This is a genomic window from Streptomyces sp. NPDC055103, assembly GCF_053607625.1.
Window position 1 is genome coordinate 22,846 of sequence record NZ_JBSGTX010000019.1, and the last position, 24,884, is coordinate 47,729.

Here is a 24,884-nt window from a genome sequence, read left to right on the forward strand (position 1 = left end):
GTAGTTGGTGCTGGAGCCGGGCGACGGGGCGGTCTGAGCCGCCCCGTCTCCCGACGTGGCCCGGTCGGCGCTGCCTGCCGACCGGGCCATCCTCGCCTTCCTTCCGCCCGCTCAGGAAGGGCCTCGACCGTCCCCATCGGTGATCACGGCCGCCCCCTGGCGTCCCATCAGGTAGCCGAGCTGGAGCCGGTGCTCGGCGCCGTGCTCCTCCTTGAGCCGGGCGACATGAGCCTGCAGGGAACGCAGGCTCAGGCCGAGTCTTCGGGCGATCTCCTTGTCGGATCTGCCTTCGATCAGCAGCTTCCGGATCGATCCACGGATGGCCGGAATGACCTCGGGCGCCGCGTCAGCAGCCCGCACCGGCAGGAACGGATACGATTCCGCCCGGTCCCAGGCGCGATCGAAGATGTCGGCGAGAAACAGCACCACCGCCGGAAGGGTGATCAGAACCGCCGAGGTGCGTGCCGAATTCGCGGGAATCAACGCCGCCCGCCGATCGACGATAATCATTCTATCGAAGAACTCGGCCAGCGTGCGCACCTGTGCACCATACGAGGTGACCACCCGGACATACTCCTTCGTCGGTTCGTCGAATCGCGTGCTGTGCTGGTAGAGCGTCCGCATCGAGACGCCGGCCGCGATGCGGTCGCGCACTACCTCCAGCGCATCGTCCAGCACCACGCTCGGGCGCGGCCCGTCGGGCTGGGCGGTGAGGATCTCGGACATGACACCGTCGAGCATGTCCTGGATCACCCGGTTGATCTCGGGCAGCCCCTCGATGGTGTCGAAGCCCAAACCCCGTGCAGGGACAGCCGACTCGGCCACTCGGGCAGCCGCTACCGAAGCGTGACCGACCCTGTCGGAAATTGTCCGAGAAAGGTCCCCCAGCGCCTCTCCGACCCGGGCCAGGGCCTCCCGGCAAGCGGGGTCATCAGACGGCAGAGTGATCGCCAGGGCGCCGTCGCCGGCGTCAGCAGGAGACAGTGCTACTAAGCCCATATCGTCCGATTTGGCCCAATGTATTCTCATTTACATCCCTCGCGTCGCGGAAGTGCACGTAACCGAAGTATCGGCGATCTTGTTCGGCCAGTCGAGGGACTCGCATAGTTGCTTCCACGGAGCACCGAGGACGGTCGTCCCGCATTAATTCCCGGTTCATAATCTGCCCGCCATATCGACTACTGGAAGAGATCACCGTTGGATCACGGTGATTCGACTAGGGGGAAAAATCGATGACGCTCAGTAGAATGCAGCGCGCCGTGCGCAGCACCTCCGCGCCGACCGGACCCGAGCGCCGGGCCGGGGTCGGATTCGGTCACGGTGACGACCGCGACGACGTGGGCTGGAACGCCGTCCCCGCCCCGTTCCGGCGGATCTGACACACACCCAGGACGCTGCCTCGGCCCCGCCCTCGCCCGCTCCGCGCCGCCCGACCAAGAGGGTCGCCCTCGCACCGCGACCCTCACCACAACCTCCCGAACTGAAGGATGCGTTCGGCACCGGGATTCCCGTCGGCCGCCCGGAGCCGGACCGACCCGCCGAGGCGGCGCGAGAGCCACTCCCCGATCCCTCGGCGGACGAAGGGGCGATACCTCATGAACTCTGACCACGCCACCGGCACGACCGGCCCGTTCCCCACACAGCAGCCCGACTGGCCCGACCCGGACGCGCTGAGCCTGATCGCGGACGAACTCGCCTCCCTCCCCGCGCTGGTCGCGGCCACGGAATGCGACCGGCTGCGTGAGCGGCTGGCCGCGGTCGCCCGCGGCGAGGCCCTGTTGCTCCAGGGCGGTGACTGCGCCGAGAGCCTCGCCGAGGTCGGCCCGGAAACCACCGCGGCCAAATACCGCACCCTGACCCTGATGGCCGCCGTCATCTCCGAGGCCGCCGAGCTCCCGGTGGTCCGACTCGGCCGCATCGCGGGCCAGTTCGCCAAACCGCGGTCGAACCCGACCGAGCTGCGGGGAGGAATCGAACTCCCTTCCTACCGGGGCGACATGGTCAACGATTCGGCCTTCGCCGCCGCCGCCCGCACTCCGGATCCGGACCGGCTGCGGCGCGTCTACCACGCCTCCGCGGAGACCCTCGGCCACCTGAGCCGGCTCACCACCGCCGACGGAAGCGAGTTCTGGACCAGCCACGAGGCTCTGCTGTTGGAGTACGAGCACGCGCTGTGCCGCACCACCCCTGCGGGCCGCTACGCGCTCTCCGGCCACCTGCTCTGGATCGGCGAACGCACCCGGCAACTAGACGGCGCGCACATCGAGTTCGCCGCCCGGGTACGTAACCCGATCGCCGTCAAGCTCGGTCCGTCCAGTACCCCGGACGACGCGCTGCGTCTGATCGACCGGCTCGACCCGGATCGCGAGCCCGGCCGGCTGACCTTCATCAGCCGGATGGGCGCGGGCGCGGTGCGCGAGACGCTGCCGGACCTGGTGGCGAAGGTTGCGGCATCCGGCGCGGAAGTGGCCTGGATCTGCGATCCCGTGCACGGCAACACCGTGTCCTCACCGACCGGCCACAAGACCCGCCGTCTGGACGACGTGCTGGACGAGATCAAGGGTTTCCACGAGGTCCACCGATCACTGGGCACCCATCCCGGCGGCGTTCACCTGGAACTGACGGGTGATCACGTCACCGAGTGTGTGGGCGGCACCTACGAGATCCGCTTCGAGGATCTGCCGACCCGTTACGAGAGCGCCTGTGACCCCAGGCTGAACCTCGGTCAGTCGCTGGACGTGGCTTTCGAACTCGCGGCCGTGTATGCCGCGTCCCCGGTCCCGGACCGCGGGACCACCTGGGCGACGGTGTGACCTCGGCCGCCCCATCCCCCATCTACGACGAGGAGGAGACCGCCTGATGGTGGCCACCGATGCCGGGAAGTTCCTGGCACTTCACGACCGCACCGATCCCGGTGACCCGCTGGTCATCCCCAATGTATGGGACGCGGTCAGCGCACGGGCGTTCGCGGAGGTCGGCTTCCCCGCGCTGGCGACCTCCAGCGCGGCGATCGCCGCCGTCCTCGGCCATGAGGACGGCGAGGACACCCCGGCCGACGAGATGTTCGCCGCGATCAAGCGGATCGTCCGGTCGGTCGACGTCCCGGTCACCGCGGACATCGAGGGCGGCTACGGTCTCGCCCCGGCCGAGATCGTCGAGCGGTTGCTCGACGCGGGAGTGATCGGCTGCAACCTGGAGGACTCCACGGCCCGTCGACTCAAAGACCCTGTGGAACACGCCGACTGGCTGTCCGAGATCAGCGTGGCCGCCGGCGAACGGCTGGTGCTCAACGCGCGGATCGACACATTCCTGTACGGCGACCGCTCGGTGGAGTCGGCGGTCAAGCGCGCCTGCCTGTACGTCGACGCCGGTGCCGACGTCGTCTATCCGATCCTGGCCCCCGAGGAGTTGCTACCTGACCTGGCCAACGGCGTGAGCGCGCCGCTCAACGCCCTCCACCTCCCCGGCACCGCCTCCCCGAGCCAGCTCGGCAGCCTCGGCGCGGCCCGCGTCACCTTCGGTGGCACACTGCACCAGCAGGCCGCCGACGGCGTCACCGATCTGGCCCGGAAGATCGGACGGGCGTACGGGGCGCAGTAGCGTCCCGTACGCCCGCGACGGGCGTTGACCGACCCCCGAGAGCCCGGCAGCCGCTACTTGGTGGCCATCAGCAGGTACTCGTGCGACCGATTGGTCAGCATGGGGTCGTCACCGCCCGTCGCCCGGTCGTACAGGTGGATCCGCTCGTCTCCCAGCGTGAGGTGGCGCCCCAGCACCCGCGCCGCGTCCCAGGCCAGCGGGACGAACCGGTCGGCGATCCGCCGGTTCTGCACCGCGATCACGGCCCGGGCCCCGGGCCGCATGGTCCGAGCGATCGCGGCGAACGCCTCGTCGAGCGCGTTCAGGTAGTCCTCGTAGTCGCGGAGCGCGTAGAACTGCGCACCGTCGGAAGCCTCGGTGTCCAGATTGGTGCCGAAGTACGGCAGGTCGCACAGCACCAGGTCGACCGATCCCGCCTCCAGCGGGGGCTTGCGGGCGTCGCCGCAGACCATCTCCTGCCCCGGGTAGGCCGCCAGCCGCTTGCGGGCGTCCTCGGCGCGCTGCTCGTTCACCTCGATGCCGAATCCTCGCCGCCCCTCCACCGAGGCCGCCACCAGCGTCGTCCCCCACCCCGCGAACGGATCGAACACCAACTCGCCGGGGGCACTGAGCTCCCGGATCAACGGCCGCAACTGACTTACCAGGCCTGCCTGTCCCGCCGCCGCGGCCAGTGCGTGCTCCGGGTCCTCGCCCCCGAGCACAAGCCAACTGGCAACCCCCACCGGAATCACGCTTCCTCTCGCGTCCTCGGCCGCGGTCAAGTCACCGCGTGGCACCGGGAGCACCATGCTACTGATCAAGAACACCCCTACGGGTGATCTTTGACGTATCGCCTGACGCAATCCCGCCCGCCACTTCGCGGACCGCCATCGGTGGCCGCGTCCGGTCCGCCCCGGGTCACAGGTCTCCGGCTTGACGAAGCGGAACTCCTTGCCGTGGTTCGGAGGCGGGCCGCCCTGCGGCGGGCGGATCCACGGCCTCGGAACGGACGTGCGCGTTGCCCTGTACGGCCGCGCCGCCCCGGCACTTCAGCCGGAAGATCCCCCGCTGGCATGCCTCCACGGCAGATGCTCCCTGGTCGCTGACGGCGGTCTCCGATACACAGCCCTCGTCATCGCGGACGTTCATCTGCCGCCCTGACGCCCCCTTGCCCCTGTGGGCCCGGGGCGGCACTCCGCTCACCGATGGCCTGAGCGACGTCTTGTGGGTGTGTCAGCTGGGGATGGTGCCCCGCTCCGGCAATCACGGTCACGGTGGCGTGCGGGAGGGCGTCCAGAAAGGACTGTCCGTCCGTGGTGAGTGGATCGCGGGAGCCCGTGACGATGTGGACGCGCCCTGGGTAGCGCTGCAGCTTGGCCCGGAGGTCTGCGCGCCACTGCGAGTTCGCGGTGGCGGCCAGGAGCCGGGCGGTGGTGGCCGCGACTGCGCGGCGGCGGAGGTCGGCAACAGTCGATGGGAGCGCGGCCGCGTGCCCCGTGGCGCCGGTCAGCCGCTCGGCCAGCGCCGTGGGAGTCGTCCGGGCCAGGAGCCGTCGGGTCAGGGGCGTCCACTTGACGGTGCGAGGCGGGTGGGGCTGCAGGAAGAAGGGTGAGACGAGCGTGAGCCGATCCACCGCGGCGGGGTGGGCGGCCGCGGCCTCGACGGCGGCCGCGGCGCCGATGGAGTGGCCCACCAGGTGACGGGCACCGGTCTCGGTGACCAGCGCGGTCAGCCACGACGGCCAGTCGTGGGGGCACCCGGCGCTCATCCCCAGGCCCGGCAGGTCGACGGCGCGGGCGTGCCCGACCGCTGCGACGGCCGGCGCCCAGGTGTCGGCGTTGACCGGCAGACCGGGCAGCACCACCGTGGGCGCGGCGGCCTCACCCAGTTCGAACGTCCGTATGCCGCCTGTCGTGGTGAACCGCCTGTCACGTGCTGGGGCATCGCCGAAGCGATGGGCTGCCATGTGGTCGGCCCAGCGATGGATCGTCGTGACGGTGTCCGGCATGGTCAGCCCGTGACGGGCGGCGAAGGCATGGGCCGACGCGGTCGGGTAGCGGTCGGTCGACAGGAACGTGAGGGTTTCCGGATCGGTCTGGGTGAGCCGACGGGGAAGCCCCTTGAGCAAGGGCACCGGAATCCGTGTCCGGGGTGCCCTGACGTCGTAGTGCTCGGCCACGAGCGTGAGCAGGTCGGGCAGCGCGGGCGTGTCGTCGTCCAGCAGCCAGTACGCGGTGTGCTCGGAGTCCGCGTCCGTCGGCAGCAGGGTCATGAACCGGGCGAGGTAGTCGGCCGCGACCACGGGGACGAACGTCTTCTTGCTGCCCGGGAGTGCGGGGAGTGAGCCCTGCCAGAGGTCTTTCACGCTGGAGGCGAGCCCGAGGTACTGGTCGGATTCCCCGGTGGCGCTGTCCCCGATGACGCCGGCCGGGTTCACGATGGACCACGGAACGCCCAACTGTGACGCCAGGTCCTGGAAAACGGCGTCCGCCTCGACCCTGGACGCCTCGTAGGCGCCCAGTGCCCGGTAGGTCTCGCGTCGGTGTTCATCGCTCCAGGGGGCGGAGTCCTGACCGCCCACGCGGTACCCGGAGATCTGGACCAGGCGGCGCAGGTTCGGCAGTCGCGCCGCGAACTCGACGACCGCGCGCACGCTGTCGACGTTGGCGTGACGTGCCTCGTCCACCGACATCCCGAAGCGGAAGGCACCGGCGCAGTTGTAGATCTCGGTGATGTCACCGCACTCGCCGTCGATCAGTGATGGCGCGGTGAAGTCGACCCGCAGGTCGGCCGGGGCCTGGCCGTGCCCACGCCCGGCCAGCCACCGCGCCAGCCGCTGGTAGGACTCGTGGCTCCGAGCGGCCGCACTCACCCGCACGCCGGCCTGGCCGAGCGCGAGCACCACGTGGCGCCCGATGAATCCGCTCGCGCCCAGCACCAGTGCGTGCCGCTGCCCCGGGCTCACGCCGAGACCTCCGTACCCTCTGTCAGCAGTACGGCGATGGCCTGGGCGGCGCAGTGCAGCGGCTCGGTGGACCGCTGGGCACGCGACACGATCACCGCACCCTCCACCATGCTGACCACGGCAGTCGCCAGAGCACGGGCGACGGAACGAGGCCGGCCGTTCGCGATGAGCAGCTCGGTCACCGGCGCGATCCACGACTCGAAGGCATCGGCGCAGGCGCCGCGCAGCCGTTCGCTCTGCGCACCCATCTCCAGCGTCACCACCGAGACCGGGCACCCCAGTTGGAAGTCGCTCCCGTCGAGCATCCCGGCCAGTTCGTCGATCACACGGCCCAGTGCCTCACCCGCCGTGACGGGCCCCGTCGCCGAGTCGACCACGAGAGAGCCGAACCGCGCGGCCGCGAGCTCGACGGCCTTCTCTCCCAGCGCCTCCTTCCCCTGAGGGAAGTGGAAGTAGAGCGACCCCTTCGGGGCACCCGCATGCTCCACCACCGCGTTGAGCCCCGTACCGCTGTATCCATGCCGCTGGATCAGTTCCAGCATCGACTCCGCCAGCCGCAAGCTGGTCTCGGCTCCCTTGGTTCCAACCATGGTGGAATAATAGACCGGTCTACATATTCCGCAAGCCCATTCGACCGAGGTCGCGGCGAGGGGAGCCCGACGACGGGATGGCGGAATGCTCCACGGATGGCCCCCGACCGCGAGGCGGCCGTCGACGGGAGATCACGGGGACGAAGTTCGTCACGGCGCGGCGCATGACGCCCGTGCCCCACGGTCACAGCCCGCTGGGGAGATTCCCACCGCCGCGCGGCCGCTCCGATCCGGTCCGCCGAGGTCGGCGGCCGTGCGAGACGTGTACGAGCACTCGCGGAAGCCACTCGCCAGACAGAGACCGGGTCAGCGCACGCGTCCCCGCGCCTTCAACTGTTTCGGGGGAACCTCCGGCGCGTCGAGCCGGTCGGCGTCGTAGCCCTTGACCTCGCCGAAGCGGTCGCCCGTCATCCGCTGCTCGCGGGCCACGCGGATCTCCTCGTCCGTGCGGCCCACGAAGTGGCCTACGGCGGGGAACCCGAGCTCATCCGACACTGCGCTCGTCTGACGCTCTTTTACAGCGACGCGGTCGTGAACCAGGCCGGTCGCGAGCTTGGGCTCGCAGTCGTTCTCGTAGCTGTGTTCCCAGTGGACTGGGCAACCCTTGTAGGTACCGCCCGCGTTCGCGGTGACGGGGGTCGGAGTCGTTCGAGCAATAGGCGGTGTCACTGCCGGGGAGGCGGTCGACGTCGCCTCCGGCCTTGTACAGGTCGGCGCAGGCCTCGGCCGTCCAGGGGTGATCCTTCCCGGCCGTGCCGGGGCAGTTGAGGTACACGAATCCTGTGCTGCTGACACCGGTGGCGGCGTCGGTGCGGGAGACAGTGGACTGGATATGCGCGTCGCGGGGTCAACGGGAGGCGTAACCGGTCTGAGAGATCGTGCGCCGTACCGCCCTCCGCCCGCGCCCAGCCCTTGGCGACCGGAGGCGCTGGCGGGTTGTCCGTCCCGACAGGCATGATGGGCACATCAGTTCCACCCGTCCCGGAGTGAACGGACGCTGTACGGCGGAACGACATCGGGGCGCCCTGGAGGTCAGAACGTGTCACGCCAGCTGCTCACCGTCGCCCAGGACGGGACGGGCGACTGCCGCACCATCTCCGAGGCCCTCCGGGTGGCCCGCACCGGAGCCGTCATCAGTGTCGCCCCCGGGCGATACGAGGAGAGCCTCACCCTCGCCACCTCCCTGACGCTGACCACGACGGAGGGCCGGGGCACCGTGGAGCTGGCCCCCCGGCGCGGTTCGGCGCTGACCCTGGCCTGCGACTCCGCCATGGTGAACTCCCTGGTGCTGCGCGGCCACGACGACGAACTCCCGGTGGTGGACGTACCGCGCGGGCAGCTCCTGCTCGACCGGTGCGATGTGTACGGGGGGTCGTGGGCCGCCCTGTTCGCGCGTGGTTCCGGTTCGCTCGCGGTGCGGCAGTGCCGGGTCGAGAACCCCAAGGGCGCCGGTGTGGTGACCACTTCGGCGACGGAGAGCCTCCTGGAGGAGTGCGTCGTCGAGCACCTCGGCACCTCCGCCGTCGTCGCCGGTGAGCAGGGCCGGGTGTCGGTGCGGTCGGGCCGCCTCCGTGACGCGCGTGGCAACGGCGTCCTGGCCAACGGGCGCGCGCACGTGCGCGTGGAGGAGTGCGAGATCTCGGCCGCCGACAAGCCGGGGGTCGCCGCCGAGGAGGAGAGCAGCGTCACCGTGACGCGTTCGACGGTGGCGGACTCGGTGGTGGGCGTCTTCGTGAACACCACGGGTACGACCCTGCTGGAGGACGTGACCGTACGGAACACCACCGGGCACGGCTTCGTCGTCGGTTCCGGTTCCGCGCCCACCCTGCGCCGCTGCCGTACGGACCGGACCGCGGGGCACGGGCTCCTGGTGACGGAGCGGAGCCGCGGCCTGTTCGAGGAGTGCGTGTTCGGCTCCGCCCGGGACGCGGCGATCCGCGTGACGGACTTCTCCTCCCCGGTGCTCACCGGGACGACCGTCCGTGACCCTGAGCGGATCGGGGTGCTCCTGGAGGAGAACTCCGTCGCGGAGATCGACCGCCTGGAGGTGAGCGGCAGCGGCGGCAGCGGTGTGCTGGTGAGGGCGAGCGCGAATCCGCTGCTGCGCCGCGTGACCGTGACGCGTTCGGCGGGGCATGGCGTGGAGGTCGTCGCGGACGGTCGGGGCCGTCTTGAGGAGTGCCGGGTCGAGGAGTGCGAGGGCGCGGGCCTGCATGTGTCGGGGCACGCGAACCTGTACGTCGGCCAGGGCAGCGTGCGGGCCGCGAAGGGCTCCGGTGTCGTGGTGGGCGCGCTCGGCGCGGTGACCCTCCGCGACACCGAGGTGCGCGACTGCCCGGCGGTGGGTGTGCGGGTCGATGAGCAGGGTGATCTGACGGCGGCCCGGTCGCGGGTGTGGGATTCGGGCGAGTACGGGGTGCTGATCGCGGCGGGCGCCAGGGCCTCGCTCAACTCCTGTGAGGTGACCGGTTCGGGAGCCGACGGGGTGCGGGTGGAGGGCCCCGATCCGGTGTCGGTGATCGGCTGTGTCGTACGGGACAACAAGGGCAGCGGGCTGCGCCAGGCGGTGGCCGGGGACCGGCTCGCGGTGGAGCAGCTGACCAGTGTCGACAATGGGGCGCCGGACGCCTGGGGCAGCGTCGCCGACGCGGAGGTGGCGGGCGACGGGCGGCTTCCGGGCGGGGCGGTCGTGGCGGGCGGTGGCCAGGACGCGGAGGGTGGCGCGGTCGCCGAACTCCAGTCGCTGATCGGCCTCGACGACGTCAAGGACCAGGTCCTGACGCTGGTCAACCTGAACCGGATGGCGCAGCGCCGGGCCGGTCTGGGGATGCCGGCGCCGCCGATGAGCCGGCATCTGGTGTTCGCGGGCCCGCCTGGCACCGGAAAGACCACGGTGGCCCGGCTGTACGGGTCGATCCTCGCCTCGCTCGGGGTGCTGCGCTCGGGCCATCTGGTGGAGGTGTCGCGGGCGGATCTCGTCGCGCAGATCGTCGGTGGTACGGCGATCAAGACGACGGAGACGTTCAAGAAGGCACTGGGTGGGGTGCTGTTCGTCGACGAGGCGTACACGCTGCTGTCCGACTCCGCCGGTTCGGGCGCGGACTTCGGCCGTGAGGCCATCGACACGCTGGTGAAGCTGATGGAGGACCACCGCGAGGACGTGGTGGTGGTGGCGGCCGGATATCCGAAGGAGATGACGGACTTCCTGGCGTCCAACCCCGGCCTGGCCTCCCGTTTCACCCGCAGTGTGGAGTTCTCCGACTACACGTCGGGGGAGCTCGTCACCATCGTGGAGCGGATGTGTTCCGCCCATCGCTATGAGCTGGACGGTGAGGCGCGTTCGGCGCTGCACACCCATTTCGAGCGGATGCCGCGCGACGCCGGGTTCGGCAACGGCCGGACCGCGCGGAAGGTGTTCGAGGAGATGGTGGACCGGCAGGCGTCCCGGCTCGCCGCGCGCGGGGACGTCGACGAGCGGGATCTGACGCTGCTGGTCGCCGAGGACGTGGGTCTCGCGCCGGCCGCGGCGGCGGAAGGCGACGATCAGGACCCGCTGCTGCGGCTGGACGCGCTGACGGGTCTGACGGCGGTCAAGCGCGAGGTGAGCGACCTCGTCAATCTGTTGGCGACGGCTCGCCGACGGGCCGCGGCGGGACTTCCGGCGCCCCGCATCAGCAACCACCTGGTCTTCGCGGGGCCGCCCGGCACCGGAAAGACCACCGTGGCCCGGCTGTACGGCGAACTCCTCGCGTCCCTGGGGGTGCTCCCGCGCGGCCAGCTCGTCGAGGTGGCCAGGGCGGATCTCGTCGGGCGGTACGTGGGGCACACGGCGCAGCTGACCAAGGAGGTCTTCCAGCGGGCGCTCGGCGGGGTGCTGTTCGTCGACGAGGCGTACACGCTGACGCCGGACGGCGGCGGGGGGTCCTCCGACTTCGGCCAGGAGGCGGTGGAGACTCTGCTGAAGCTGATGGAGGACCATCGCGACGAGGTCGTGGTGATCGTCGCCGGCTATACGGAGGAGATGGACCGTTTCCTCAATTCCAATCCCGGCCTGGCCTCTCGTTTCACCCGGCACGTCGAGTTCCCGAACTACTCCTCGGACGAGCTGGTCACCATCGTGCGCCGGCACGCCGTCGACAACGGGTACGAGTGCGCTCCCGGTACGGCCTCCGAGCTGCGGGACCATTTCGAGGCGATCCCACGCGGCCGGACCTTCGGCAACGCCCGTCTGGCGCGTCAGACGCTTGAGGCGATGATGACCCGGCAGGCCCGCAGGCTCAGCTCGGTGGCGGCACCGAGCCTGGACGACCTGCGGCTGCTGCTGCCGCAGGACCTCAGGGAACCCTGACCCGGGGGAAGCGGCCCTGGGGCGCTCCGTCCCGGCAACCCTGTCAACGTAGTCCCGCCCCCCTACGGGTGGCCCGAACCGAGGACCGAGGACGTTCATGCGTCGCCGTACGAGTCTGTGCACCGGCATGCTCCTGTGCATCCCCCTCCTCACTGGTCCGCCTGCCCTCGCCACGGCGGCGGGCACGGCGGAGGTGGCGGGTGCCGCGGGAACGGCCGGGGTCGCGGACTCCGCGGGAACGGCCGGGGGCGCGGACTCCGCGGGAACGGCCGGGGGCGTGGAGTCCGGCGGTGACGGTGGTGGTGGCACCGCGCTCCCGGGCGTGCCCGAGCGGCTCTCCCCCGACCAGCCCTGTACGACGGTACGGGGCACGGTCACAGCGGCGGCCCCCTGGACGCGCGACGTCCTGGGCCTCGACCAGGTCTGGCGCCTCTCCCGGGGGCGCGGCGTGACGGTGGCGGTCGTCGGCACGGGCGTGAGCGATGACGCGGCCGTCCTGCGCGGCCGGGTGAGGGCCCTGGGCGCGGCCGGCGAGGACTGTGTGGGCCGGGGGACGTTCCAGGCCGGGCTTGTGGCCGGAGCGGCCCTTCCCGGTCAGGGTTTCTCGGGGGTGGCCCCGGAGGCCCGCGTCCTGGCCGTACGGGGTACGGGTGAGCGTGGTGAGCCCGACCTCGCCCGGCTGGCCGCCGGGGTGCGGGAGGCCGCCGCCGCCGGGGCCGACGTGATCACGGTGACCGCGCCTTTGGACGGCTCCGACCGGCGGGTACGCGAGGCGATGGCCGTGGCACGCGCGCATGACGCCCTGGTGGTCGTACCCGCGGCGGCGGACAGCGTCCCGCAGGGCTCCTCCACCCCGCCGCCCGCGCCGGTGGCCCCGGCCGATGCCCTCGCGGTGCTCGACGCCGGGCCGCAGGGCACGCGTCCGGCGACCGCGCCGCGGTTCCGGCGCGCCGACCTCTCCGCCCCCGGCGGCGCCCTGATGGGCCCTGGACCGGTGGGCGACGGCAAGTGGACCGCCTCGGGGTCGTCCCTGGCCGCCGCGGTCGCCGCGGGCGCGGCGGCACTGGTCCGTGCGTACCACCCCGAGCTGAACGCCGCCGAGGTCCGTGTACGGCTGCTCAAGGGTGCCTATCCGGGCGACCTGCCCGCGCTCGACCCATACGGGGCCGTCTCGGGGGTCTCCACCGGCGTCCGCTCGCCGGAGACGGCGGGCGCGGGCGGCGCGGCGGGGACGGCCGGACGGCCGGACCCCGTGCGGCTGCCGGAGCCGGCGGAGACGGCGGGCGCCCGCTCCACCGCCTATCTGGTGACGGGGGTGGCGGCGGGAACGATCCTGCTCGTGGCCTTCCTCGCGGTGGTCCTGCCCAAGGGCCGCAAGCGCCGCTGGCAGCCCGGGCGGCTGGACGCCGAGGGCCGTCCGACCGAGTGAGGCCGAAGGCCGTCCGACCGAGTGAGGCCGGGGAATCCTCGTACTCCCCCGGCCCCTACGCCTACGCCTGCGCCTCTTCCTCTTCCTCCTCCGGGACCGGATCCGGGAGTGCGAGGTGGACCAGGCGGGTCTTGCGGCGGACGACGCTCTGGGCGCGGCCCGGGGGCAGGATGCGGGGCTTGACGTTGTCGAGGAGATAGCCCTCCGAGGGCGGGCAGGACAGCAGCAGCGCCGAGGAGTTGACCTCACCCATCTTGCGGATGAGGGGGTCGGCCCGGCCCGCGCCCGTGGAGGCTCGGGCGACGATCATGTGCAGGCCGATCTCGTAGCCGAGCGGCAGGTGCGGCACCAGCGGTTCGAAGGGGCCGTCGAAGGGCGAGCCGACCATCTCGTAGTCGTCGACGAGGACGAAGAGCCGGGGCCCGTTCCACCAGTCGGCGCGGCGCATCCGGGCCGGGGAGATGTTCTCCCCCGGCAGCCGGGCGGCCATGGCGCGCGCGGCGCCGTCGACGTACTCGCGCAGGGGGTCGGCGGAGACGGCGTGCCCGAGCCGGTACTCCGCCGGGATGGCCTCGATCAGTTCGCGGCGGTAGTCGGCGACGAGGAAGCTGGCCTCGTCCGGGCCGTGGGTCGCCATGATCCGCTGGGCGATGAGCTTGAGCGCGCTGGTCTTGCCGCTCTCGGTGTCGCCGACGAGGTAGAGGTGTGGGCTCTGGGAGAAGTCGTGCCAGACGGGCGCGAGTTCGGCCTCGTCGAGTCCGACCGCGATCCGCAGCGGATGCTCGGACGCGGGGAGTTCGGAGGCGGACAGTTCGGTGGGCAGCATGCGTACGGCGGGCGCGGGCGGCGCGTCCCAGCTCTCGGCGACGGCTTCGACGAGGTCGGCGAGCGCCTCCGTCAGGTCCTCGGCGCGTTCCTGTCCGTCGATGCGCGGGAGGGCGGTGAGGAAGTGCATCTTGTCGGGACTCAGGCCCCGGCCGGGAGAGACGGGGACGGTGGCGGCCTTGCGGACGTCGACGGCGGAGTCCATCGGGTCGCCCATGCGGAGTTCGAGACGGGTGCCGATCTGGTCGCGGAGGGCGGCGGAGACCTCGACCCAGCGGGAGGTGGCGATGACGAGGTGGACGCCGTAGTTGAGGCCCCGGGAGGCGATCTCGGAGAAGACGCCCATGTCGTCGAAGAAGTCGCTGCGGATGGTGGACCAGCCGTCCACCACGAGGAAGACGTCCCCGAAGGGCTGGTCGGCGAAATCTCCCGCCGCCCGCCGCCTGCGGTAGGTGACCATCGAGTCGATGCCCTGTTCCTGGAAGAACAGTTCGCGGCGGTTGAGCAGCGAGGTGACTTCGGCGAAGGTCCGGGCGATCCGCTCCCGGTCGAGCCGTCCCGCGACGCCGCCGACGTGCGGCAGTCCGGCGAGTGCGCCGAGGGCGCCGCCGCCGAAGTCCAGGCAGTAGAACTGCACTTCACGGGGCGAGTGGGTGAGGGCGAGGGAGCAGATCAGGGTGCGGAGCAGGGTGCTCTTGCCGCTCTGCGGGCCGCCCGCGACGGCGACGTGACCGCCGGCGGCGGAGAGGTCGACGCTGAGCAGGTCCCGTACCTGCTCGAAGGGGCGGTCCACCAGGCCGACGGGGACGCGGAGCCGCCCGCGGTCGGCGGAGCCGGCCGTGGTGAGCCCGAGGTCGGGGTCCGGGGTCAGCGGCGGTAGCAGGGTGTCGAGGCTGGGCGCGGTGTCGAGCGGCGGGAGCCACACCTGGTGGGCGGGGGGTCCGCTGTCGCGCAGCCGGTCGAGGGCCAGGCCGAGCAGGCTCTCTTCCAACGCGGAGCCCGAGCCCGGGACGGAGCCGGGCTCGGCTTCGCCGTTGGCCTGCGCCTCCAGCTCCGGATCAGGAGCCGCCGGCAGCGTGTGGGGCACGACCCACTCGGTGCCCCAGGGGACCACCTGACGGGCGATCTGCTCCCGCCGAGCGCCGCGGCGGGGCGCCTTGTACGTCCCGGACACATAGGCGGCGCGGAACCGGGTCAGCGCCTCCACGCCGCTCTTCAGATAGCCGCTGCCGGGCTGCGAGGGCAGGTGGTAGGCGTCGGGGACACCGAGGACGCCCCGGCTCTCGATGGCCGAGAAGGTGCGCAGGCCGATGCGGTACGAGAGGTGGCCCTCCAGAGCGTTCATCCGGCCCTCCTCGAGCCGCTGGGAGGCGAGGAGGAGATGGACGCCGAGCGATCGGCCGAGCCGGCCGATCATGACGAACAGTTCCATGAAGTCGCGGTGCGCGGCAAGCAGTTCGCTGAACTCGTCGACGACGACGAACAGGCTGGGCAGCGGTGCGAGTGGCGCGCCGGCGGCGCGGGCGCGCTCGTACTCCAGGACCGAGGCGTAGTTCCCGGCCTTGCGCAGCAGTTCCTGGCGGCGGATGAGTTCGCCGTGCAGGGCGTCCTGCATGCGGCCGACGAGCGCGACCTCGTCGGCGAGGTTGGTGATGACGGCGGAGGTGTGCGGCAGCTCGTCCATGCCGAGGAAGGTCGCACCGCCCTTGAAGTCGACGAGGACGAGGTTCAGCGTCTCGGAGGAGTGGGTGAGCGCAAGGCCGAGCACGAGGGTGCGCAGGAGTTCGCTCTTGCCTGAGCCGGTGGCGCCGATGAGCATGCCGTGCGGTCCCATGCCGCCCTGTGCGGACTCCTTGATGTCGAGCTCGACGGGGGTGCCGTCCTCGCCGACGGCGATGGGCACGCGGAGTCGGCCGCGCCCCTCGACGGGGTGCTTCCAGAGACGGGCGGGTTCGTGCCGCCGCAGGTCCGGGATGCCGAGGAGGCTGGTCAGCTCGGTGTCCGTGACGAAGGGCTCGGACGCGGTCACACCGCCACCGAGCCGGTACGGGGAGAGGCGGGCGGCCAGCGCGCGGGCGGCGGCCGGTCCGAGCGTGTCCGGGCGCCCGAGGAAGGTGGCCTGTTCGCGGCGTTCGCGGTCGGTACGGACGAGGTGCAGGCCCGCCGGGTCGAGACGGAGCCGGAGGGTGCCGCGGGCGGCCTTCCAGGCGAGCGCCCCGCCGAGGTCGACGAGCACGGTGTTGCGGTAGCCGGCACCGGTGACGCGGTGGCCGGCGGGCACGGTGCCGCCGTCCACGACGACGAGGGTGAAGGGCTCGTCGCGGCCCGGCGGGGTCTCCGGGTCGAAGGGCGGCCGCTGGGTGAAGTCGACGCCGAGGAGTTCTTCGAGGGACTGGAAGTCGGCGGCGGCGAGCCGGACCTGGCCGGCGCCGTCGCGCTGGTAGCCGTGCTGGGCGTGGGGGAGCCATTTCAGCCATTCCCAGTCGGCTCGTCGTTCGTCGCTCACGCAGAGCGCGATGTTGAGTTCCTCGGGGGCGTGGAAGGTGACGAGCTGGGCGACGAGGGAGCGCAGCAGGGCGCGGGACCGCGCGCCGTCCGCGCCGTCCGGCCGCTCCGCCCCCTGGCCCCGCCCTTGCCCCTGACCCTGACCCTGTTCCGGCCCCTCCTCGCGGATCACCACGCGCGACCAGGCCCGTAGGTACAGCGCGATCGGCTGGTCGGGAACGGTGCCGTACGCGCGGATGAAGCTCCGCAGGGCGTGCGCGGCCAGTGGTTCGAGGTCCTCGACCGGATTGGTCGACAGGGGCGCGAGTCGTACGGCGAGCTTCTGGTCGCCGACGGCCACCCGTACCTCGGCGAAGTCGTCGTCGGAGGGCCGTCGTTCCCACTGGCGGCTGGTCCCGACCAGCGCCCACAGGGCGTCCGGTTCGGGGTGGCGCCAGGACAGGGCCTTCTGCTGGGCCCCGACGGTGACCCTGATCCGGCGGCGCATCTGTGTCAGGTAGCGCAGATAGTCGCGCCGCTCGCCCTTGAGCTTGCGCTTGCGTTCGCCCGCGGTGCGGATCAGCTGGGCGAGGATCATCGCCACGGACGAGAACAGCATGAGCCCGATGGCGATGTAGCTGAAGGCGGTGGCCTGGCCGGGGCGCAGGAACATCATGAGCATCGCGAGCGAGGTGAGACCCATCGGAAGATAGGTCCACATCGCAGAGGTGTTCGGTTCCGCTTCCGGCAGCGTCGGCGGTTCCTGGAGCGCGAGTTCGCCCTCGGGCATGTCGGGACCGCGCCGCCGGGCGGGCCTGCGGAAGAGGACGGTGCTCACGCTGGATGTCTCCTCGGGCTGATCGCGTCCGGGGGCTTTCGGTTCCGCTTACGGTTCCGACTCCGACTCCGGAGGTGTTCCGGTCCGTTCCCGCGTACGGTTCCGTTCCCGTAGACGTACGGTTCCGTTCCCGGTGCCCGCGCAGGGCGGGGACCGTCCGTCCGCCGGGGTCCCGGCGCAGGCGGCAACAGGCCTGGGGGGCCTGCGACCTGACGTGTTGACCAAGGTAATGTGCGCTACTCAGCTTCGGTACCCCGGCCCCTCGGAGAGGTGCGGCCACCCGTCATGACAGAAACATCCGGCATATCGAGCCCCGGTCTGTGCCGGCTCGCAGTCAGGACCCCCCGGCGTCTGCTCGACCTCGCGGTCCCAGTGGACGTACCACTGGCCGATCTCCTGCCGACCCTCCTCGACCACGCGGGCGAGGAGCTGGCCGAGCAGGGCATCGAGCACGGTGGTTGGGTCCTCCAGCGACTCGGGGAAGAGCCCCTGGACGAGGAGGGAACGCCCGATTCGCTGTCCCTCCGCGATGGAGAAACGCTTCATCTGCGGCCTCGCGTCGAGGCCTTGCCCGCTCTGCACTTCGACGACCTCGTCGACGGCGTCGCGGACAGCATGCGGGAACGCCCCGGCGGCTGGACCGCCCGCACCGGCCGCTGGACCCTGCGCGCCACGGCCGTCCTGCTGCTCGCCGCCGCCTGGGTGGTCTGCGCCCTGCCCGGCGGTGACGCCCCGGTGAGGGCCGCCGTCGCGGGCGTTGTCGGCCTGCTCGTGCTCTTCGGTGCCGCCGCCGCCTCCCGGGCGGTCGGCGACTCGGCCGCCGGCGCCGCACTCGGCGTGTTCGTGGCGCCGTTCCTGGCCCTGGCCGGAGCGCTCCTGCCTGCCGGTGAGGCCGACGGCGGCGGGCAGTTGACCGGCGCCCGCGTCCTGGCCGCATCCGCCGCCGCCGCGGGCGGCGCCGTGCTGTCGGTCGCCGCGGTCGCCGCCTTCGTCCCGCTGCTGCTCTCGGTCGCGGTGATCGCCCTGGCAGGGGCGGTCGGCGGCACCCTGATGCTGACCCTCGACCTCACCCCCGGGCCCGCGGCGGCCGTCGTCGCCGTGCTCGCGGTCGCCGTCGGGGGCCTCGTCCCCGGCATCTCCTTCCGGCTCTCCGGTCTGCGGCTGCCCGCACTGCCCTCCAACGCCGAGGAGCTGCAGGAGGGCATCGACCCGCATCCGCACGCGCACGTCGTGAGCCGTACCGCGCACGCCGAGCAGTGGATGACCGCGCTGTACGCGGCCGTCGGCGTGGTCTGCGCCGCCGTGCTCACCGCGCTGCTCCTGGACGCCCCGGGCACCCCCGCGCTGGTCACGGCGGGAACGCTCTGCCTGCTCCTGCTGCTGCACTCCCGCAACATCGGCAACGTCTGGCAGCGCCCGGCGGTCTTCCTCCCCGGCCTGTACGGGTTGCTGCTCGCGGCGCTCACCATGGGAGCCGAACTCGCTCCCGGGGACCGGCCGGTGCTGCTCGCCGTACTGCTCACGCTGGCCGGTACCACAGCCGTCGCGTCCTGGACGGTGCCGGGCCGCCGGGTCGTGCCGCACTGGGGCCGGGCCGGGGACATCCTGCACACCTGCGCGGCGGTGGCACTGATCCCGCTCGTGCTCTGGGTGCTCGGCGTCTACGGCGACCTGCGCGCCGTGTCCGGCTGACGGGAGGGGGACCACCATGCAGTCCAGGAAAGACCAGGTCCAAGCCCATATGTTCGTCATGGGGCGGCTCGTCAGCGGGATGCTGCGGCAGGATCCGGACGCGTCGGAGAGCCCCGTCGGACGCACCAACCGAGGCCTCGCCTGGGGCATCGGTCTCGGCGTGGTCCTCGTCGTGGGCTTCCTGCTGTTCGGGATGATCTCCCCGGCCGGCACGAAGTCGTGGCGGACGACGAACGCGCTGATCGTGCAGAAGGAGACGGGCACCCGCTACCTGTACCTCGACGGCCGGCTGCGTCCGGTCCTCAACTACGCCTCGGCCCGGCTGATCTCCCGCACCGCTCCGACACCCGTCATCGTGTCCACGAAGTCCCTGCGCGGCGAGCCCCATGGCACCCCCATCGGTATCCCCGGCGCCCCGGACACCCTGCCCGGCCCCGCCGACCTGGAGCAGGGGGCCTGGCAGGTGTGCGCCGACCCGCCGCTGGCCACCGGCCCGGACGGCAGCGGCCGGACGGCCCGTACCTCGCTGCGGATCGGTTTCGCAGCCGGGGGCACGTTCCCCGGGAAGGCGGAGGGCATACTCGTCACGGGCCCCGACGGCAGCACGTATCTGCTGTGGGGCGACCACCGGATGCGGATCGGCGGCCACGGTGCGCTCCAGGCCCTCGGCTGGTCGGGCACCAAGACCGTCCCCGTGACCGCCGCACTCCTGGACAGCCTGCCTGCCGGCGCCGATCTGGTGGCCCCGGAGGTCGACGGCAGGGGTACGGAGTCGGGGCGGATCGGCGGTGCGCCGGCACGGGTGGGCCAGGTCTTCGCCATGTCGTCGCCCGGCACGGACCGGCAGTACTTCCTGCTGGAGAAGGCCGGGCTGCTGCCGCTCACCCCGCTGGCGGCGGCGCTCGTCCTCGGCGACGACCGCACCGGCCGCCAGGCGTACCGGGGCGGCGCCCCGACCGCGCTCACCCTGACCGCCGACGAACTGACCCGCCGCCAGGCCCCGGCGAAGGGCTCTGCGACCGGACAGTCTCTTACGGGCAAGCCCGCTACCGGGCAGTCCTCAGCCGGACAGTCTCCGGCCGTTCCGGCGGACTGGCCGGACACGCCGCCCACCGCGCGGTCCGCCGCCGGATCGGCGCTGTGCGCCCAGATCCAGCCCGAGGGTCTCGTGCCCCTGGTCCGGCTCGCCCTGGTGGGCGAGAGCGGAACCGTCCCGGAACCGGCCACGGGTCCCGGGATCGCGTCGGCCTGCCTGCCCGTGAACGGCATCGCGGTACGCCCCGGCGGCGGCGCGCTCGTCCAGGCGCTCGGCGCCGGCGGCGGGGTACGCGGCACCACGACCTACCTGGTCACGGACGTCGGCGTGAAATACCGGCTGACGGACGCAACTTCGGTGGACCGGCTCGGTCTGAAGGGCGGCCACGCCCAGGCCGTACCGTCCCGGCTCCTGGACATGCTGCCCACCGGGCCGCGGCTGGACGTGGCGGCGGCGCTCGCGGGTGGTTCACCGGCATCTGATGCGAACTGCCAGTGAACCGTCATCGGTTGTCCTGCATCTTCCCGGGAGACAGCCCGGTCGAATCCGGTCACGAACATCAGAAGAAGCTCAGAAGACACCGGAAGTCGTTGCACACGTCACAAAACTCTCCCTAGCATCAGGGATTACCTAGACGAGTGTTCGACTCACCAGTCTCGTCAGCCGACTTAAGCCACCTCAGGTTCTTCACTGTCCGCGCCCCAGACAAGGACTCCATCATGGCGACTCCGCCGCCCCCCGGCAGTACCCAGACTTCGAGCCAGAGCGAGAACCAGCGCGGCTACAACGCCCTCTTCCAGGCCAAGGACGGCGTGCAGCGGGCCCAGGAGGACGTCAAGTCCGTCATGGGAGGCCTGATCAGGGCCTACGGCGGCAGCGACGGCACCGCCTTCCAGAGCCTGCTGAACGAGTGGAGTGGTCAGGTCGACGTCATCACCCGCAGCATGAGCGAGATGATGCAGACGCTGACCGAGACCGGTCAGGCACAGTCGCGTACGCAGGGCGAGATCAACGACTTCATCGAGGCCGCCCGGCGCTCCTCGATCTCCGTGGGCACCGAGAACAAGCTCAACCCCTGAGCCTGTCACCGCCGTCCCCTCTCCCCTCCACCCCGTCGAGGAGCCTTTGATGTCCAACTTCTACGCCGACAAGTCCGACGGTGTCATCCACGTCGAATACCAGCACGTCGACCGCGCCGCCGAGGACATGCGGATGCAGACGAAGGCGATCCAGAACACCGTCCAGGCGCTCAACGAGGAGCTCGCCGGGCTCCGCGTCGCCTGGCAGGGCTCGGACGCCGCCACGTACGGCGGGAAGCAGGACGCGTGGAACGCGGCCTCGCAGGAGCTCGGCCGCATCCTGGACCGCCACAGCGCCCTCCTGAACCAGATCAGCGAGATCTACAAGAAGCACGAGAACCGCAGCGCCGACCAGTGGGCGAACGTCCGCGTCCCCTGACCGGTCCCACCCCCAGACAGGCCTCAGCGGCGCCGCCGGCCCAGTGCCCGCGGCGCCGTGACCGTCGGCACCACCGCGGTGACCGCTTCGCACCGACCGAGGGAGAGAGAGCATGGCCGAAGGTACGGATCTGTCCCACCTCGACAAGGAGAGCCTGACCAGGTTCCTCACGGTCGAAGGGCAGGGCATCCCGATGTTCCTCAAGAAGCTGGAGGAGATCGCGAGCACCTCGCCGACCAGCCCTAATCCGACGATGCCCCTGCTCGCCCGGAAGCTCAAGAACCCCGGCGAGAACATCACCTCGCACGGGCCGAAGCTGGGCAAGCTGACCCTGGACGACACCAAGCCCGAGTCCCCGGCCATGGGAAACCTCTTCGTCACGTATATGCATGCGAACTCCGAGAAGCTCGGCGAGATCCTCACGAACCAGCTGAAGCTGTTCAAGGAGATCAAGCAGGAACTCGGCTTCACCATCGCGGACATGGCGCAGACCGAGGAGGACAACCTCGACAGCATCGAGGGGCAGAAGATCCTGGACGACTGGAGGGACATCTCGGATCTGATCGCCCCCAAGCCCCAGAAGTAGCAGGCCGGGCCGTCCCTCCGCCGTCCGTTCTCCCCGGCCCTCCGCTCTCCGCCGCCCGCCGTCCGCCACCTGGCCTCCCGAAGGAATCGACTCCCGTATGGCTCCCGCGTCCGAAGACGAGAAGAAGAAGTGGGCCGAGTACCTCGCCGCTCAGCTGACCGGATTCATCGGCCCGACGCGCGAGGAAGTGGGGAAGATCGGCGCCACGGGAGACCAGGCGGGCGAGGGCGCCGGATGGCTTCGGGCCTCCATCAAGAAGAAGGGCGGTACCGAAGCAGCGGACAACGTCACGCCGGGGCCGCTGGAGAGAATCATCCGGTTCTACGACTTCAATAAAGAAGTCACCGAGGTGACCGGATATTTCGAGATCACCCTCACCGTCCCCTGGAACGAGGGCGGGAACGACTTCAGCGACAACGGAAAGGCCGGCGCTTACGACGGCGGCTACCGTGACGCCCTCTCCGCCCTCACGACGAATCACACGACGGAGGGTTTCACCCACCAGTTCGCGACCGTGCCGCAGATCGCGTCGACGGACGTGGTCGATCTGAAGAGCCTGGTCACCACGGGGAAGGCCTTCGACGAGGTCCAGAAGTTCTTCACGGACTACGGCGCGGAACTCGAGAAGTGGGTCAAGGACCTCGGGGGCGAGGACGCCGCCTGGCAGGGCTCGGCCGCCGACGTGTTCCGCATGCTGCTCGACGGCCTGGCCTACGGGTACAAGGACCTCAAGAAGGACCTGACCCCGACCGGCACGCCCGTCTCCCTGTCCTTCGGCGAGACCTACAACCCGACGTCCTCCATCGGCCAGGAGATCGCCCGGTGCGCGAAGGCGATCCACGACGCCGCCGACGCCCTCATGAAGGCCTGGAACACCTGGCTCGAGGCCAAGGTGACCATTGACGCGGCGACGCCGGGGGAGAAGCTGACGTATAACACGTATCTCCCCACCTATCACCTCAACGCAGAGGTGAACAAGGTCGCCCTTTATCTCAACCAAAACAATCTCGACAGAGTCTTCATGATCACCGGGAGCAAGAAGCTCTACATTGGCGGGGGCTTCACGATCTATCACCCGCTGTACGGCGACCTCACCCAGAAGCCGGCCTGGGAAAAGGTCGCCCAGGAGGCGTACAAGCACTGGGTCGAGACCATCGTGGCAACGATCGACACGGCGGCCAACACCCAGACGCAGTTGCTCAACGAGGTCTTCAACAACCTGGCGAACGCGACCGGGAACCTCAGCTTCAGCACGGGCTTCACCGATCTGAAGGCCAAATTCGTCGAGGAGTCGACGAAGAAGCAGAAAGAGGACCTCGACAAGGAAAAGAAGGACCTGGAGGACGAGGCCAACAAGAAGAAGGACGAGCTGGAGAACAAGCTCGGCGGGAACGGCGACAAGCCGCCGCCGACGCTCGACCCCAACTCCGTCGGCGGCAATCTGGGCGGCGGTAACGGCGGGCTCGGCGGGAAGAAGCCGCCCGGCCTCAACACCGGCACGCCCCCGCCCCTGCTCAACCCCAACGGGACCAACGGCGGCAACGGAACCAACGGCGGCAACGTCGTCCGCACCCCGGACGGCACCACCATCGTCCGCAACCCCGACGGCTCGTACACCACGACCTACCCCGACGGGCGCAAGGAGACCACCCCGCCCGGCGTCACCCCGCCGCTGCTCGGCCTGAACCCGCCCGGCCTCGGCGGCACCCCGCACAAGCCCGTCCCGCTCAGGACCACCAAGGGCCCGGACGGCTCCACCACCTCGTACAACCAGGACGGCTCCCGCACCACCACCCACAAGGACGGGACCACCACCACCGTCGCCCGCGACGGCACGACCACCACGGTCAACCCCGACGGCTCCACCACCGTGCTGCACAAGGACGGCAGCGAGACGATCACCTATCCGGACGGTACGAGGACGACGATCCGCCCGGACGGCAGCAGCATCACGCAGTACAAGGACGGCACGGTGCAGAGCCGTGCCACCGACGGCACCCTCACCACCACCGACGCCGAGGGCAACAAGAAGGTCACCCACCCGGAGCCCGGCTCCACCGTCCACAACCCCGACCGTTCGACCACCACCTTCAACAAGGACGGCTCGACGACGACGGTCCACCCCAACGGCACCAGGACCACCGTGAGCCCCCAGGGAACGGTCACCACGATCGACCCCGACGGCACCAAGACCGTGTCCCAGCTGGGGAAGAACACCTCGACGATCGAGTACGCCGACGGGTCGGTGGCCAAGGTCGACAAGGACGGCACCGTCGTCACCACGTACAAGGACGGCTCCTCCACCCGGCTCGCCCCGGACGGCACGTACACCACCACCGAGGCCGACGGGCAGAAGAAGACCGAGCACCTCAACCCGCTCGGCGGCAACGCGGGCGCGGAGACCACGCACAACGCGGACGGCTCCACCACCACCCGCTACCCGGACGGCACCGTCGACCACAAGCTCAAGGACGGCGGCCACAAGATCACCTTCCCGGACGGGCGGACGGTCACCACGGACGCCGACGGTCGCACCCTCTCCGTGACCGGTGGCCCCTCCTCCTCCAACCGCAACAGCAACACCGGGCGTTTCGGGGACGACTACTACGACTACCCGGACGAGAAGAAGAAGACCAGCAACCTGACCAATGGCGGATACGGGGGGTACGGAGGCTCCGGCGGTTCCGGAGGCTCCCGGATCCCCCTGCTCTCCAACAACCCCCTCGGGCACGGCTTCGGGGCGCCCGGCACTCCCGGCGGCGGCACCGCGACGGCCGAACGCCTGCGGGCCACCACCACCGGCGAGACCACGGCCGGCCGCGCCCGCGCAGCCCAGCTGGCCGCCGAGGAGGCCGCCGCGATGCGCCGCCCCGCGACCTCCTCCAGCGGCATGCCGATGGTGCCGCCCATGGGCGGCGGCGGCATGGGCGGCGGCCAGGGCACGCAGAGCGACGAACGTGAGCGTTCCACCTGGATCAGCGAGGACGAGGACGTCTGGGGCACGGACGAGGGCGGCGTCGCCGGCGTGATCGGCCGGTGACCGCCGTACTCCCC

At 71.0% G+C, this 24,884-nt stretch carries 18 protein-coding genes and 1 pseudogene; 11 read left to right on the forward strand and 8 right to left on the reverse strand.

What is annotated here, in order from left to right; genetic code table 11:
• Positions 1-111: 111 nt before the first annotated feature.
• Positions 112-795 (reverse strand): helix-turn-helix transcriptional regulator, encoded by a 684-nt coding sequence (locus ACWFR1_RS14715; protein ID WP_453550676.1) that lies wholly within the window; start codon positions 793-795, stop codon positions 112-114.
• Between the two features lie 437 nt (positions 796-1,232).
• Between ACWFR1_RS14715 and ACWFR1_RS14720 the strand changes: the two genes are divergently transcribed.
• From ACWFR1_RS14720 to ACWFR1_RS14730, 3 genes are all read left to right on the forward strand, one after another.
• Positions 1,233-1,379 (forward strand): hypothetical protein, encoded by a 147-nt coding sequence (locus ACWFR1_RS14720; RefSeq protein ID WP_453550679.1) that lies wholly within the window; start codon positions 1,233-1,235, stop codon positions 1,377-1,379.
• 216 nt (positions 1,380-1,595) lie between these two features.
• Positions 1,596-2,813, forward strand: a complete 1,218-nt coding sequence (locus ACWFR1_RS14725) for a 3-deoxy-7-phosphoheptulonate synthase class II (protein WP_453550681.1) — start codon at positions 1,596-1,598, stop codon at positions 2,811-2,813.
• A 46-nt stretch (positions 2,814-2,859) separates the two neighbouring features.
• Positions 2,860-3,600, forward strand: a complete 741-nt coding sequence (locus ACWFR1_RS14730; protein WP_453550684.1) for an isocitrate lyase/PEP mutase family protein — start codon at positions 2,860-2,862, stop codon at positions 3,598-3,600.
• A 53-nt stretch (positions 3,601-3,653) separates the two neighbouring features.
• Here ACWFR1_RS14730 and ACWFR1_RS14735 read toward each other — a convergent pair whose 3' ends face one another.
• The 6 genes and pseudogenes from ACWFR1_RS14735 to ACWFR1_RS14760 all read right to left on the reverse strand — a co-directional run bounded on the left by ACWFR1_RS14735 (position 3,654) and on the right by ACWFR1_RS14760 (position 7,966).
• Entirely contained in the window at positions 3,654-4,112 is a 459-nt protein-coding gene (locus ACWFR1_RS14735) for a hypothetical protein (RefSeq protein ID WP_453550827.1), read from the reverse strand.
• A 30-nt stretch (positions 4,113-4,142) separates the two neighbouring features.
• Positions 4,143-4,388 (reverse strand): annotated as a pseudogene (locus tag ACWFR1_RS14740) (DNA methyltransferase); the annotation flags it as partial.
• Between the two features lie 323 nt (positions 4,389-4,711).
• The gene (locus ACWFR1_RS14745; protein ID WP_453550686.1) at positions 4,712-6,544 is read right to left on the reverse strand and encodes an alpha/beta fold hydrolase; all 1,833 of its coding nucleotides are present in this window, start codon (positions 6,542-6,544) and stop codon (positions 4,712-4,714) included.
• Positions 6,541-7,134 carry a TetR/AcrR family transcriptional regulator gene (locus tag ACWFR1_RS14750; RefSeq protein WP_453550689.1) on the reverse strand — a complete coding sequence of 198 codons (594 nt, stop codon included), beginning with the start codon at positions 7,132-7,134 and terminating at the stop codon, positions 6,541-6,543. Before ACWFR1_RS14750 ends, ACWFR1_RS14745 begins: the two co-directional genes overlap by 4 nt.
• A gap of 306 nt (positions 7,135-7,440) precedes the next feature.
• Complete coding sequence (locus ACWFR1_RS14755) at positions 7,441-7,629, reverse strand: pirin (RefSeq protein WP_453550692.1); 189 nt, start codon at positions 7,627-7,629, stop codon at positions 7,441-7,443.
• On the reverse strand, positions 7,619-7,966 hold the full coding sequence (locus ACWFR1_RS14760) for an SSI family serine proteinase inhibitor (protein WP_453550830.1): 348 nt from the start codon (positions 7,964-7,966) through the stop codon (positions 7,619-7,621). The genes ACWFR1_RS14755 and ACWFR1_RS14760 overlap by 11 nt, the downstream gene beginning before the upstream one ends.
• Positions 7,967-8,173: 207 nt before the next feature.
• Between ACWFR1_RS14760 and ACWFR1_RS14765 the strand changes: the two genes are divergently transcribed.
• Complete coding sequence (locus ACWFR1_RS14765) at positions 8,174-11,482, forward strand: right-handed parallel beta-helix repeat-containing protein (RefSeq protein WP_453550695.1); 3,309 nt, start codon at positions 8,174-8,176, stop codon at positions 11,480-11,482.
• A gap of 97 nt (positions 11,483-11,579) precedes the next feature.
• A complete protein-coding gene (locus ACWFR1_RS14770; protein ID WP_453550697.1) occupies positions 11,580-12,911 on the forward strand; it encodes a S8 family serine peptidase in 1,332 nt (443 codons plus the stop codon).
• Between the two features lie 61 nt (positions 12,912-12,972).
• On the opposite strand, the gene eccCa is transcribed toward ACWFR1_RS14770, so the two are convergent.
• Positions 12,973-17,058, reverse strand: coding sequence for a type VII secretion protein EccCa (eccCa, locus tag ACWFR1_RS14775; RefSeq protein ID WP_453550700.1), 4,086 nt, complete (start codon positions 17,056-17,058; stop codon positions 12,973-12,975).
• A 285-nt stretch (positions 17,059-17,343) separates the two neighbouring features.
• On the opposite strand from eccCa, the gene eccD reads away from it, so the two are divergent.
• From eccD to ACWFR1_RS14805, 6 genes are all read left to right on the forward strand, one after another.
• Positions 17,344-18,750, forward strand: a complete 1,407-nt coding sequence (gene eccD, locus ACWFR1_RS14780; RefSeq protein ID WP_453550701.1) for a type VII secretion integral membrane protein EccD — start codon at positions 17,344-17,346, stop codon at positions 18,748-18,750.
• A gap of 16 nt (positions 18,751-18,766) precedes the next feature.
• The gene (eccB, locus tag ACWFR1_RS14785) at positions 18,767-20,284 is read left to right on the forward strand and encodes a type VII secretion protein EccB (protein ID WP_453550703.1); all 1,518 of its coding nucleotides are present in this window, start codon (positions 18,767-18,769) and stop codon (positions 20,282-20,284) included.
• 221 nt (positions 20,285-20,505) lie between these two features.
• On the forward strand, positions 20,506-20,865 hold the full coding sequence (locus ACWFR1_RS14790; RefSeq protein WP_453550706.1) for a WXG100 family type VII secretion target: 360 nt from the start codon (positions 20,506-20,508) through the stop codon (positions 20,863-20,865).
• Between the two features lie 49 nt (positions 20,866-20,914).
• Complete coding sequence (locus ACWFR1_RS14795) at positions 20,915-21,244, forward strand: WXG100 family type VII secretion target (RefSeq protein WP_056565278.1); 330 nt, start codon at positions 20,915-20,917, stop codon at positions 21,242-21,244.
• Positions 21,245-21,356: 112 nt separating this feature from the next.
• Entirely contained in the window at positions 21,357-21,830 is a 474-nt protein-coding gene (locus ACWFR1_RS14800; protein WP_453550709.1) for a type VII secretion system-associated protein, read from the forward strand.
• 97 nt (positions 21,831-21,927) lie between these two features.
• Positions 21,928-24,870: an AAWKG family protein gene (locus ACWFR1_RS14805; RefSeq protein WP_453550712.1), complete on the forward strand. Its 2,943-nt coding sequence runs from the start codon at positions 21,928-21,930 to the stop codon at positions 24,868-24,870.
• Positions 24,871-24,884: the final 14 nt, after the last annotated feature.